The organism is Rhizobium sp. N731, from assembly GCF_001664145.1.
GTDB classification, from domain to species: Bacteria; Pseudomonadota; Alphaproteobacteria; order Rhizobiales; family Rhizobiaceae; genus Rhizobium; species Rhizobium esperanzae.
In genome coordinates this window covers 108,697-120,800 of the sequence record NZ_CP013606.1, presented here as the reverse complement: position 1 = coordinate 120,800, position 12,104 = coordinate 108,697, and the positions used below count along the sequence as shown (strand labels likewise).

Annotated in this window: 10 protein-coding genes; 5 read left to right on the top strand and 5 right to left on the bottom strand. The window is 61.7% G+C overall.

The genetic code is table 11. The features are described 5' to 3' along the window. Window positions 1-7: 7 nt before the first annotated feature. From AMK02_RS28010 to AMK02_RS27995, 4 genes are all read right to left on the bottom strand, one after another. Window positions 8-1,144 (bottom strand): ABC transporter permease, encoded by a 1,137-nt coding sequence (locus AMK02_RS28010; protein WP_064808189.1) that lies wholly within the window; start codon window positions 1,142-1,144, stop codon window positions 8-10. Between the two features lies 1 nt (window position 1,145). Continuing rightward, complete coding sequence (locus tag AMK02_RS28005; RefSeq protein WP_064808187.1) at window positions 1,146-2,153, bottom strand: ABC transporter permease; 1,008 nt, start codon at window positions 2,151-2,153, stop codon at window positions 1,146-1,148. A gap of 191 nt (window positions 2,154-2,344) precedes the next feature. Further along, window positions 2,345-4,432, bottom strand: a complete 2,088-nt coding sequence (locus tag AMK02_RS28000; RefSeq protein ID WP_064808185.1) for an ABC transporter substrate-binding protein — start codon at window positions 4,430-4,432, stop codon at window positions 2,345-2,347. A 124-nt stretch (window positions 4,433-4,556) separates the two neighbouring features. Then, a complete protein-coding gene (locus AMK02_RS27995) occupies window positions 4,557-6,023 on the bottom strand; it encodes an alpha-glucosidase/alpha-galactosidase (RefSeq protein ID WP_064808183.1) in 1,467 nt (488 codons plus the stop codon). Between the two features lie 244 nt (window positions 6,024-6,267). On the opposite strand from AMK02_RS27995, the gene AMK02_RS27990 reads away from it, so the two are divergent. After that, the gene (locus AMK02_RS27990; RefSeq protein WP_064808820.1) at window positions 6,268-7,110 is read left to right on the top strand and encodes an AraC family transcriptional regulator; all 843 of its coding nucleotides are present in this window, start codon (window positions 6,268-6,270) and stop codon (window positions 7,108-7,110) included. 23 nt (window positions 7,111-7,133) lie between these two features. Here AMK02_RS27990 and AMK02_RS27985 read toward each other — a convergent pair whose 3' ends face one another. Next, window positions 7,134-8,195 carry a class I SAM-dependent methyltransferase gene (locus tag AMK02_RS27985; protein ID WP_064808182.1) on the bottom strand — a complete coding sequence of 354 codons (1,062 nt, stop codon included), beginning with the start codon at window positions 8,193-8,195 and terminating at the stop codon, window positions 7,134-7,136. A gap of 197 nt (window positions 8,196-8,392) precedes the next feature. On the opposite strand from AMK02_RS27985, the gene AMK02_RS27980 reads away from it, so the two are divergent. The 4 genes from AMK02_RS27980 to AMK02_RS27965 all read left to right on the top strand — a co-directional run bounded on the left by AMK02_RS27980 (window position 8,393) and on the right by AMK02_RS27965 (window position 12,052). After that, window positions 8,393-8,710, top strand: a complete 318-nt coding sequence (locus tag AMK02_RS27980; protein WP_064808180.1) for a hypothetical protein — start codon at window positions 8,393-8,395, stop codon at window positions 8,708-8,710. Continuing rightward, window positions 8,711-8,971, top strand: a complete 261-nt coding sequence (locus AMK02_RS27975) for a hypothetical protein (protein ID WP_064808178.1) — start codon at window positions 8,711-8,713, stop codon at window positions 8,969-8,971. It abuts the gene before it with no gap. A gap of 12 nt (window positions 8,972-8,983) precedes the next feature. Continuing rightward, on the top strand, window positions 8,984-9,223 hold the full coding sequence (locus tag AMK02_RS27970; protein WP_037145066.1) for a hypothetical protein: 240 nt from the start codon (window positions 8,984-8,986) through the stop codon (window positions 9,221-9,223). 267 nt (window positions 9,224-9,490) lie between these two features. Next, window positions 9,491-12,052, top strand: coding sequence for a GcvT family protein (locus AMK02_RS27965; protein WP_064808176.1), 2,562 nt, complete (start codon window positions 9,491-9,493; stop codon window positions 12,050-12,052). The last annotated feature ends 52 nt before the right edge of the window (window positions 12,053-12,104 follow it).

Genomic DNA, 12,104 nt, shown 5'->3' with positions numbered 1-12,104 from the left:
AATCACCTCAATAGGGGTCGACCGCGTCGCGCAGTCCGTCGCCGAGCGCATTGAAGGCGAAGACGGTGACGAGCACGAAGCCGACCGGGGAAAGAATCCAGGGATAGGAGCCGATGACCGAATAGGTCGCCGTATCCTGCAGCATCAGCCCCCAGGAGATCAGCGGCGGCTTGACGGCGAAACCGAGGAAACCAAGGAAGGATTCCAGCAGCACGACGCTCGGTATGGCGAGCGTCACGGCGACGATGACGTGGCTCATCACGTTCGGGAAGATATGCTGGATGATGATGCGCCGATCGGTGGCGCCGACCGCCATCGCCGCCCGGACATAATCGATGCGGGCGAGCGCCAAGGTCTTGCCGCGCACCTCGCGTGACATCTGCGCCCAGCCGAGCGCCGACATCACGACGATGACGAAGGCGAGGAAGACATTGGTCGGCGCCGTCACCGGGATCAGCGAGGTCAAGGCGAGATAGAGCGGCAGCTGCGGGAAGGCGAGCACCAGCTCGACGAAGCGCTGCAACCAGATATCGAAGGTGCCGCCGAAATAGCCTGAGACCATGCCGACTGTCGTGCCGATCAGGGTGACGATGAAGACGACGGTCAGCGCAATCATCAGCGAGATGCGCGAACCGATGATGGCGCGCGACAGCACGTCGCGGCCGAACTTGTCGGTGCCGAGGAAATGCACCGGCTGGCCGTCGGTCGAGCCGAAGAAGTGCCGGTCGGCCGGGATCAGGCCGAAGAGCTTGTATTCGGCGCCCTCGACGAAGAAGCCGAGCAGCCTGGGATTGTCGTAATCCATGCCGACGATCGGCTGGAAGGTGACCGGGTCGAGCTCCTCGGAATCCGACAGCGCATAGACGCGCGGCTGGAAGACGAAATTGCCGTCCTTGTCGTGGAAGCTCATCACCTGCGGCGGCGCGAAGCCGACATCGGTCGCCTTCGGGTCCATCGGCGCGAAGAAATCGGCAAAGACCGCCATCAGGATCAAGAGCCCGACGAGCACGAGGCCGATCATGCCGGTCCAGGAGCGCCGCAGCCGGCGCCAGACGAGCGCCAGATAACTTTCGCTGCCATGCGAAGGCTTCTTGATTGCCGGTTCGGTTGTCGGTGGTGTGTCGGACGAATCGAAAGCAAGCATCTCAGGCTCCTCCGAACTGGCGCACGCGCGGATCGAGCAGGGCGAGCAGCATGTCGGCGATGATATTGCCGACGATCAGCGTCGCCGACAGCACCATCATGAAGGTGGCGGTGACATAGACGTCGCCGATCGCCATCGAGCCGACGATTGCCGGGCCGACGGTCGGCAGTGCGAAAATGATCGCGGTTTCGATCTCGCCGGTCAGCATGTAGGGCAACACGACGCCCTGATACATGACCAGCGGATGCAGCGCGTTCGGCACCGCATGGCGCATCACCACCGCGCTGCCGGACAGGCCCTTGGCCTTTGCGGTTTCGACATATTGGGCATTCAGCGTATCGAGCAGATTGCCGCGCATGACGCGCATATTGTAGGCGAGCCCGCCGAAGGTGGCGATCGCCACAACCGGCCAGACATGGTGGATGAGATCGACGAACTTCGCCCAGGACCAGGGTGCGCCGCCATATTGCGGCGAGAAGAAGCTGCCGATCTCCGTCACGTTGAACTGGAAGACCAGGAGATAGACGATGATCAACGCCATGAGGAAGCGCGGCACCGTCATGCCGAGGAAGGAAACTGCCGAAAGCGTGCTGTCGATCCAGCTATATTGCCGCGTTGCTGCCCAGATGCCGAAGCCGATACCGAGCACCGAAGCGAAGATGTGGCAGACGAGCGCCAGAAGCAGGGTGCGCGGCAGGCGTTCGCCGACAACGTCGGCAACCGGCTTGTTGTAGAACATGCTGTAGCCGAAATCGCCGCGGGTGAGAATGCCGCCGATCCAGTTGAAGTATTGGACGACCAGCGGCTTGTCGAGGCCGTGCTCGACCCGGTAGGCCTGCGCCTGCGCGTCGGCCTGGGCATAGGATGCGCCACCCTGGTTGATCAGCTGGGATCTTATGTAATCGGCATAGTCGCCGGGCGGAGCCTGGATGATCGCGAAAGTCACCACGCTCAGGATCAACAGAACGGGGATCGCGGAGGCTATGCGCACGAGCAGGAATCGCAACATCGGACGGTTCGCTTCGCTTGGCCGCCAGTCGCTCCTGTCGGCGCGGCCGGCTCGTTGGTCATATCAGGCCGCGCGCGGCACGCGCGGCCCGGAACTCACTTCAGCTGGGAGGGAACTTTTCCCGCGCGTCGCATCGGATGCGACGCGCATCAGCTCTTGGTTTCAGGCGACAAGCCTCAGTTGATCGGGCCTCAGTTGGTCGGGCCCTTGTCGCCAGGCTTGCCGGGCAGCTGCTCGGGGAACAGCTCGTATTTGCCCTGCTTGTCGGCAGCCACCCACAGGCGTTCGCGGATCACCGAATCTTCAGCCCAGTTGAACATGAAGATCGGCGTTCCCTGGGGCACATTGGAGAAGCGCTTGTTGATGATCAGGGCGCCGGGATATTCCGTCAGTCCCACCGTGTTGACGTGTTCGGTCGAGATCTTCTGATACTGCTTCATCAGATCGACGCGCTCGTCATTGTTCTGGCTGGTGGTGAACTTGTTGACGACGTCGACAAGCTCCTGTTCGAACGGCATCAGATCGAGCTTGTCGTCCTTGCCGGCGCGATGATGCCAGCTGGTGCGCGGACCGACGGGGGCAAGCTGCTCGGTATTCTGTACCACCGACGACAGCTCCGTCGTGTTGCGCTGGATCAGCCAGTCGAAGCGGCCGGCATAATGGGCATCGTCACGCTTGGCGCCGTCGAGCGCATTGATGACGATCTTCAGGCCGAGCTTTTCCATCTGGCCGACGACACCTTCAGCAAGGCTCTTGTCGGTCGTGTACTGATTGTTGATCAGCATGACGATTTCGACATCCTTGCCGCCCGCCGTGCCGGCCGGGAAGTTCACGATGCCGTTGCCATCGGTATCCTTGAGGCCGGCTTTGGCGAGTTCCGCCTTGGCGCCCTTGAGATCGAAGGGATAGTAGACGGTGGAGTTGCGGTCGTAGAAGCTGGTGCCGGAGGAAAGTCCGCCCGGATAGATCGCCGTAAACGGCCCCTTGACCAGCGAGTCGCCGATCGCCTTGCGATCCAGCGCCATGCTGACGGCCTTGCGGAAGTCCTCGTTGCGGTTGAGCTCTCGGATTGCCTGACCGCGCTCGTCCGGGTTGCCCCAGCCGTTGGCGGAGAAGTTCATGCGCAGGTTATAACCGATCAGGCGCGGTCCGAAAGCAAGGCGGGCGGGCGCGGTCTTTTCCGCAGCGCGCTTCAGCGATGCGACGAAGTTTTCCGGCTGCTCGAGATTGGAGAAATCGGCGGATCCGGCCACGGCCTGAACGTCGCGGTCGGCCCAGGTCGAGAGCTTGTAGTGCAGCTCATTGAGATAAGGCAGCTGATTGCCCTTTTCGTCGACCTTCCAGTAATAGGGATTGCGGCGCAGGACGATGATGTCGTCAGGGCGATATTCCACCGGCACCCAGGCGCCCATCACAGGCATGTTCATGAACTCCGGCGGGAAGGCGTTCTTGAACTGGTCGTAGGTGTTCTTCGAATATTTCGGATGCTGGGGTTTCAGGATATGGGACGGACCCGGGCAGAAGTTCGGGTAGGCCATCGTGTAGAGATATTGCTTCGGGAAGGCTTCCTTGAAGGTCCACTCGACGGTGTAATCGTCGATCTTCTTCAGCGTGGTGCCGACACCGAAGGCCTCGGGCGAAGCGCCGCCGCCAAGCGGCGAGACGTTGGGATCGATGACCTCGTCTTCCCAGTAGAACATGATGTCGTCGGCGTTGAACGGCGCACCGTCGGACCACTTGGCACCTTCGATCAGGTGCATGGTCAGCTTATGGCCGTCCTCCGACCAGTGCCAGCTCTTGGCAAGGTTCGGCAGCGGCTCGGTATCCTGGGCCTTCACCTGGAAGAGCGGCGCGGTGCGCGTCAGGCATTCGGACAGGCCGATGTCGATGCCGCCCCAGCCCTGCGTCTGGCCGGCGCCGTAATTCCAGCCTTCCGGCCGGCCGCCGATGACATGGCGCATCGTATCACCGTAAACGCCGATGCCGTCGGGCATATTGCCCGTCTTGAAGACCAGCGGCTCCTTCGGCAGCCGGTCTTTGACCGCCGGCAGCTTGCCGCTGGAGACGAAATTCTTGGTGACCCAGTCGGGCTCGTGATATTCGGGCAGCGCCTTGAACTCCAGGATAGAGTCGCGCGCGACATAGTTGATCTTGCCTTCGGCCGGGAATTCCGGCGGCACCGGCGGAACGGTCGCCTCGGAGGCGTAGGCATTCAACGCCATGACTGAGACGCCGAGCGCCAGTCCGGCCAGAATGCTTGTTTTGCGGAAATTCATCATCGTTTCTCCCTCTGTTTCGGAGCGCGGTCACGCGGGCTCCTTTTCCTCGCACGATGTGAAAGCGGGTTTGATGTCATGGATTTCCCTCCCGGAAACCCATGACGACCCATCTTCCACGAAAAAATCAGACGGCCTGTTTCAGCGCCGCCTTTTCCGCACGCAGCTCCTCGATCGAGCGGACGTTGCGGCGCGCAGCCCCCGCCCAATCGCGGGTCTGCACCTTCGATTTCGACAGCCGCTCCTTGGCGGCCGGCACGGCATCGGCATATTGCGGCAGCCAGCGCGCCTGGGCAACGACCATCTCGTCGACCATCTGCCAGACCTCCTCCGGCGTCGAGACGGCTCCAACCAGCGGATCGTGCAGCACGGCAAGCTTCAAGAGGTCGATATCGCCCGAGATGGCGGCGTGCACCGACATGCGCTGGACATTGATCGAGGCGATGCAGGTGGCAGCGCAGGCTTCCGGCAGGGTGACGCCCGAGACCATGTTGATGCCGAAGCGATCGACGAAGCCGGGCGATTCGATGATCGCATCGGCCGGCAGGTTGGTGATGACGCCATTGTTCTTGACGTTGAAATGGCCGCGATAGACCCGGTTCGTCTCCAGCCCTTCCAGAATATGGCTCGCATGTTCGTTCGAGCGCCTGGCCGGATCGATCGGCTTGGAGGCGGATTCGAGGAACTGCGGGAATTCCGTCTCGAACCAGTTGCGGGTTTCAGTGGAGTGGCGGAGATAGCCGCCGGTCTCGCCGTGGATCCAGTCGGACATGTCGATCCAGCGGGTGATTTCCTCCGGCCGCTTGCGGTACCAGGGCAGGTATTCCGAGAGATGACCGTTGCTTTCGGTGGAATAGACGCCGAACCGCTTCAGCACGTCGATGCGCAGTTTCTCCTGCTGCGAATAGACGGGATGCGCCTCGAAGGCGGCGACCAGTTCGTCCTTGCCGATCTTACGGCCGTTGAGGCGCAGATCGATGAACCAGGTCTGGTGGTTGATGCCGGAGCAGATGTAATCGAGCTCGCGCACCGACTTGGCGCCGAGCACCTCGGCGATCTGTTCGGCGCCGTGCTGGACGCCGTGGCAGAGACCGACGGTGTCGACCTTGCCGTATTCGATCGCCGCCCAGGTGTTCATCGCCATCGGATTGGCGTAGTTCAAGAATTTCGCGCCCGGCTCGGCGACCTCCCTTATATCCTTGCAGAAATCGAGAATGACGGGGATGTTGCGCTGGCCGTAGAGAATGCCGCCGGCGCAGATCGTATCGCCGACGCACTGGTCGATGCCGTATTTCAGCGGAATTCTGATATCGTCGGCATAGGCCTCGAGCCCGCCGACGCGCACACAGCTGATGATGTAGCGTGCGCCTTCCAGCGCCTGGCGCCGGTTGGTCGTCGCCGTCACCTTGGTCGGCAGCTTGTTCGACTCGACGATGCGGTCGAGGATCGCCTTGATCATTTCGAGATTGTGTTCGCTGAGATCGGTCAGCGCGAATTCGACGTCGCGGAACTCCGGAACGCACAATATGTCGGTGAACAGCTTCTTGGTGAAACCGACGCTGCCCGCACCGATGATAGCGATTTTGAAACTCATGATCTTCACCTCGACCCGATGGAATGCTAGAGAAAATATGGTTGTGAGGGATCAGGCCGCATGCCGGCGCATGTGGTTGAAAGAGCCGTAAAACCTGCCTGTTTTCCTCCCGGCCGCTGTATCGGCCGCGTTCTCCTCGTTTTGTTGAGCGGGATTATGCCCGAATTCGGCAGGCCGACCAGAGAAGGATTATGCTTTCAGGGGTAATTTTGTGCTGCAGGATTTGATCGCCAACGGACAGTCGATGAGGACGGTTTCGCTGCCCCGCGGACGCCAGCGTCTGCACGCCATGCCGACCAGCGCTGGCTACGAAGTGCGGGAGAACGAGACCTATGACTGGGACGGCCGAAAACGCGGCCAGACTCCGTTCACCGTGCTGCAGCACACGATCAGCGGCAGCGGCCGGCTACGCTATTTGAATCGCAATTATCGCCTTCAGGGCGGCGACACGCTGCTGGTGCTCGTGCCGCACAATCACCGCTACTGGCTGGAGAAGGGCGAGCGCTGGGAGTATTTCTGGATCTCGATGAATGGCGAGGAGACGCTGCGCATCCATCAGCTGGTGCTCTCCACCGCCGGCCCGGTCTTGAAGCTGCAGCCTGCGACCATCGATCATCTCGCCGATTGCAGCCTGCGCCTCGTCAAGGGCGCGGCCTCGCCGGGTGCGGCCTCGGCAATCGCCTATGAAGCGGCGATGGCGCTTTATGACGACGTCTTCAACTCACCAGCCTTTGCCGCCGAGCTCAGCCCGATGCAGCCTGTCATCGACCACATCAACGCCAATCTCGACAAGCCGCTGCCGGTTAATGAACTCGCCGCCATCGTCGGCCTCAGCCGCGCGCATTTCTCCCGCAGTTTCGCCGAGAGCGAGGGCGTGCCGCCGGCCGAATTCGTGCTGCAGCAGCGGCTGCAGCGCGCCGTCAAGCTTCTGACCAAGGCGGACTTCCTGCCGGTCAAGGAAGTCGCCATCATGTGCGGCTTCGAGGACGCCAACTATTTCTCGAAGGTCTTCCGCCGCGTCTACGGCACCAATCCGACCGAATTCCGCACGACAGGCATGTATGCCAGCATCGGCAGGCCGAAATAGCTTCATCCCCGGAGCCGGTGCCTTCAGGCCCGGACCTCGAACACCATGTTGAACGGGGTTTCAGTGGCGCGGCGGAAATGCTTGAAGCCGGCGTCAAGCGCCACCTTGCGCAGCCTCATTTCTCCCGCCTGGGCGCCAAGCCCGAGCCCCACCTCCTGGGAGAGCGATGCCGGCGTGCAGATCATCGTCGAAGCGCCGTAATAGACGCGCCCGACGGGATTGAGATTATCCTTGAGACGATCATGGGCAAAGGGCTCGACGATCAGCCAGGTGCCGTTCGGCGCCAGCGTCTCCTTGACGTGCCGGCCGGCGCCGACCGGATCGCCCATGTCGTGCAGGCAGTCGAACATGGCGACCATATCATAGTCGCGGCCCGGAAACTCGGCTGCTTTGCCCTGCTCGAAGGTGACACGGTCGGCGACGCCGGCCTCTTTGGCGGCGGCCTTGGCTCTTTCGATCGACGGGCCGTGATAATCGAAGCCGGTAAAATGCGAGGCGGGATAGGCCTGCGCCATCAGGATGGTCGAGGCGCCGTGACCGCAGCCGACATCGGCGACATGGGCGCCGGCCTTGAGCTTTTCGTCCATGCCGGCAAGGGCAGGAATCCATTCATTGACGAGATGGCTGTTGTAGCCCGGGCGAAAGAACCGCTCAGTGCCACGGAACAGGCAGGTGCTGTGTTCATGCCAGCCGAGACCCTTGCCGGTGCGGAAGGCTTCGGTGACCTTCGGCTCGTCCATCCACATGGATTGCACCACCTCGAAGGCGCCGACGAAGAAGGCCGGGCTGTTTTCCTCGGCAAAGACCATCGCCTGTTCCGCCGTCAGGCTGAAACGATCGGTCTTTTCATCGTAAACGATATAATCCGCGGCCGCCTGGGCGCTCAGCCATTCCCTGACATAGCGCTCCTTGATCCCGGTTTTGGCAGCAATCTGCTCAACGCTCATCGGCTTCCCATCGGCCATCGTCTTGAACAGCCCCACCTTGTCGCCAAGCACGACCAAGGCCCCTGACACGGCGGCGCCGACATCGCCGACGAGACGGCCGACGAGCGCATCGAGTTTCTGCATATCTGGCTCACGCATTGTTACCTCCCGGGCGTGATAAAGGAGCATTACGTTAGACTTTGCTGATATGCAGTCAATCAACCCTGACGATCGCCCAATGAGGGTGCGCATCAAAGGTCGCAGCAATTTCATGGGCTTGCTTTCTTCGGGCGCGCTCACATCTTCATAGTGCTGCCCCAGAGCCAGATCAGAGTCTCAATGCCAGGTGGATATTCATGCTGTCTCCAGCCCAGTGCCGCGCCGCGCGTGCTCTCATCGCCTGGTCCAAGCAGGATCTGTCCGCAGCCTCCGAGGTAACCAAGGCGACGATTGCCGGCTTCGAGGCCGAGAGGCTTTTTCCGGACGAGCGAACGCTGCGGCATGTCAAGCGCGCCCTGGAAGACGCCGGCGTGCTTTTCATCCCGGAGAATGGCGGCGGCGCCGGCGTTCGCTTGGCAAGACCTGCATCGGCTTCTATAGACACTGACGAGACCGAGACGGTTCAATATGAAGAATATCTGAAAAACGACGCCCCTCCCGGCGCTGGCGGTTGAATGGCAAAGAAACAGAAGCTTGAGCACTCCGAATTGGCAGGGGAATTCACCGATGACGGAGTAACGGTGCTCGTCGACATCTTTCGAACCTCCGGCAGCAATGAGGACTGGACGATGGAAGTCGTCACCCAAGCGGAGGATCTGATCCGCTGGGAGGAGCCCTTTGTGACCGACCGGGAGGCCTTCGACGAATTCCTGGCAGTCGTGGAGCGGGACGGCATCCGATCCTTCCTCGACGATGAAGAACCTTCCGTGCATTGAAGGGCGGCCCCCATGAAAAGCATCAATGATCTCGTCGCCTCGGCGAAAACCGTCTGCGAGCGATACCGGGCCGGGCGGATGGAGCGCGAGACCGTGCGCGAGTGGGTTCTCCGGCTGGGCGCCTATCCCGCGCCGCACGGGGACCGCGTGCGTGACGCCGCCGAATGGTTCCGCCTTCACAATCGCGAACCTGTTTCCGAAGATATCGTGTTGGGGGACATCGACCGGCTCGAGGCGATTTCAGCACCGTGACGGGGGCGTGCGAGCTCTGTCTGGAATAACTTCAGCCCGATCCGGACTGGCGCAATTACGCCGTTACTCGACGGCGTAGGACCAATGACGATTGTGAGCCTTATGCATAATGGCTTATCCAGCTTCGAGAGGGAGAGGTCTGGAGTTTTGCAGCTTCGGCAAATGTGACACGCTCACGAGGCTGACATGGCTCCTGCATCTCACGCGAAGCGTAAGCCAAGCGCGGCTAGGTAGTTTTAATTCGTGCGGAAATAGAAGGAACAGCACGTGGCAGCATTTCCGGAAAAGGCAAAGGTCGTCATCATCGGGCTCGGCGGCATCGTCGGCGCCTCCATCGCGCACCATCTCGTCGAGCGCGGATGGGACGATATCGTCGGCATCGACAAGTCGGGCATCCCGACCGATATCGGCTCCACAGCCCATGCCTCGGACTTCTGTTACACCACCAGCCACGACTATCTGTCGGTCTGGACGACGCAATATTCGATCGATTTCTACGAGAAGATGGGTCATTACGCCCGCATCGGCGGCCTCGAAGTGGCCCGCACCGGCGACGATGCCTGGATGGAGGAAATCAAGCGCAAGCTTTCCTCGGCCCGCGCCTTCGGCACCCGCGCCCATTATGTCAGCCCTGCCGAGATCAAGGAAAAATTCCCGCTGATCGAGGAAGATCAGGTGATGGGCGGCCTCTTCGATCCGGATGCCGGCCTCGTCATCCCGCGCTCGCAGACCGTCGCCGGCAAGCTGGTCGATGCCGCCGAAAAGGCCGGCAAGCTGCAGGTGTTCGGCAACACGCCGGCGAAGTCGCTGATCGTCGAAGGCGGCCGCATCAAGGGCGTCGTCACTCATCGCGGCACGATCATGGCCGACCACGTCATCGTCTGCGCCGGCCTCTGGGGCCGCCTGATCGCCGAGATGGTCGGCGAAGACCTGCCGGTCATGCCGGTCGACCACCCGCTCACCTTCTTCGGCCCCTATAACGAGTTCGAAGGCACCGGCAAGGAAATCGGCTTCCCGTTACTGCGCGACCAGGGCAACTCCGCCTATATGCGCGATACCGGCGACCCGGCGACGACCGAAGGCGGCCAGATCGAGTGGGGCTATTACGAAGCCAACAATCCGCGCATGTGCCATCCGCGCGAGCTTCTCGAAAAACACGAAGCCCGCCTTTCGCCCTCGCAGCGCGACCTCGAGATGGAACAGATCATCGAGCCGCTCGAGCGCGCCATGGAACTGACACCGATCCTCGGCGAACTCGGCTATAACGAAGGTCACTCCTTCAACGGCCTGCTGCAGGTTTCCGCCGCCGGCGGCCCGTCCTGCGGCGAAAGCCAGAAGGTGCGCGGCCTCTGGTATTGCGTTGCCATCTGGGTCAAGGACGGCCCGGGCTACGGCAAGCTGATCGCCGACTGGATGACCGACGGCCGGACCGAAATCGACCACAACAGCATCGACTACGCCCGCTTCTATCCGCATCAGTTGACCGAAGAATTCATCGAAGGCCGCTGCTTTGAGGCCGCCCAGAAGATCTATTTCCCGGCCGTTCACACCCGCGAACCCTATCTATCCGGCCGCAACGCCAAGCGCTCGCCCTTCTACGAGCGCGAAAAGGAGCTGGGCGGCTACTTCATGGAACTGGGCGGCTGGGAGCGTGCGCACGGCTATGCCGCCAACGAGCACCTTCTGGAAAAATACGGCGACCGGGTGCCGGTGCGCGAGAACGAATGGGACAACCGCCATTTCTGGCGCGTCTCGAATGCCGAGCATCTGGCGATGAGCGAGGATTGCGGCATCGTCAATCTCAGCCACTTCCACATGGTCGATATCGAGGGGCCCGATCATGTCGAGCTGATGGAGTGGCTGTGCGCCGCTAAGATCGGCGGCGATGCCAACATCGGCAAGGGCGTTTACACCCACTTCCTCGACGACGAAGGCATGGTCCGCGCCGACTTCACCGTCTTCCGCATGGCCGACCGCTGCCGTCTCGTCAACGGCGCCGATGCCGGCCCGCGCGACCTGCACTATATGAGGCGCGTCGCCCAGGATCGCGGCCTTGACGTGACGATCACCGACGTCTCGGAAAAATTCGTGACGGTTGGCATCTGGGGTCCGAACGCCCGCGAGACGCTGAAAAAGGTCGTGGCCGATCCGGCCGGGCTCGATCAGGAAAACTTCGCCTTCGCAGCCATCAAGCCGATCGAAATATCAGGCAAGACGGTCACTGCCTTCCGCATCTCCTATGTCGGCGAGCAGGGCTGGGAACTGCACATGAAGTACGAAGACGGTCTCGCCGTCTGGGATGCGCTGCGCTCGACCGGCGTGATGGCCTTCGGCGTCGAGACCTATGCAAACTCGCGCCGCATGGAAAAGAGCCTGCGCCTGCAAAACGCCGACCTGCTGACCCAGTACAACCTGATCGAAGCCGATCTCGCCCGTCCGAAGGTCAAGGAAGCCGATTTCCGCGGCAAGGCAAAACATCTCGAATACAAGGCGCGCGAACACCAGCCGGCCATGCTCTGCACGCTTGTGATGACCGAGAATACCGACAAGTCGGGCGTCAAGCGTTATCCGCTCGGCAACCTGCCGGTCGTCGATCCCGCCACCGGCGAGGTCCTGGTCGACGAGCTCGGCCGCCGCTCCTACACCACCTCGATCGCCTACGGCCCGACGGTCGGCAAGAACATTGCGCTCGCCTACCTGCCCTGGTCCTATTGCCAGGTCGGACGCAAGCTGAATATCGAATACTTCGCCGAGACCTATCCGGTGGAAGTCGTCGGCGTCGGCTACAAGCCGATCTACGACCCGGACAACCTGAAGCCGCGCACTTAAGCGCTGAAATCGCTGTGGCGCCCCATGCGGGCGCCACAGTCGTTCTAAGCCT

Coding starts and splice junctions, on each gene's coding strand:
- AMK02_RS28005 (WP_064808187.1), bottom strand. CDS start 2,153: ATGTTGCGATTCCTGCTCGTGCGCATAGCCTCCGCGATCCCCGTTCTG.
- AMK02_RS27980 (WP_064808180.1), top strand. CDS start 8,393: ATGCTGTCTCCAGCCCAGTGCCGCGCCGCGCGTGCTCTCATCGCCTGG.
- AMK02_RS27990 (WP_064808820.1), top strand. CDS start 6,268: ATGAGGACGGTTTCGCTGCCCCGCGGACGCCAGCGTCTGCACGCCATG.
- AMK02_RS27985 (WP_064808182.1), bottom strand. CDS start 8,195: ATGCGTGAGCCAGATATGCAGAAACTCGATGCGCTCGTCGGCCGTCTC.
- AMK02_RS28000 (WP_064808185.1), bottom strand. CDS start 4,432: ATGATGAATTTCCGCAAAACAAGCATTCTGGCCGGACTGGCGCTCGGC.
- AMK02_RS27975 (WP_064808178.1), top strand. CDS start 8,711: ATGGCAAAGAAACAGAAGCTTGAGCACTCCGAATTGGCAGGGGAATTC.
- AMK02_RS28010 (WP_064808189.1), bottom strand. CDS start 1,144: ATGCTTGCTTTCGATTCGTCCGACACACCACCGACAACCGAACCGGCA.
- AMK02_RS27995 (WP_064808183.1), bottom strand. CDS start 6,023: ATGAGTTTCAAAATCGCTATCATCGGTGCGGGCAGCGTCGGTTTCACC.
- AMK02_RS27970 (WP_037145066.1), top strand. CDS start 8,984: ATGAAAAGCATCAATGATCTCGTCGCCTCGGCGAAAACCGTCTGCGAG.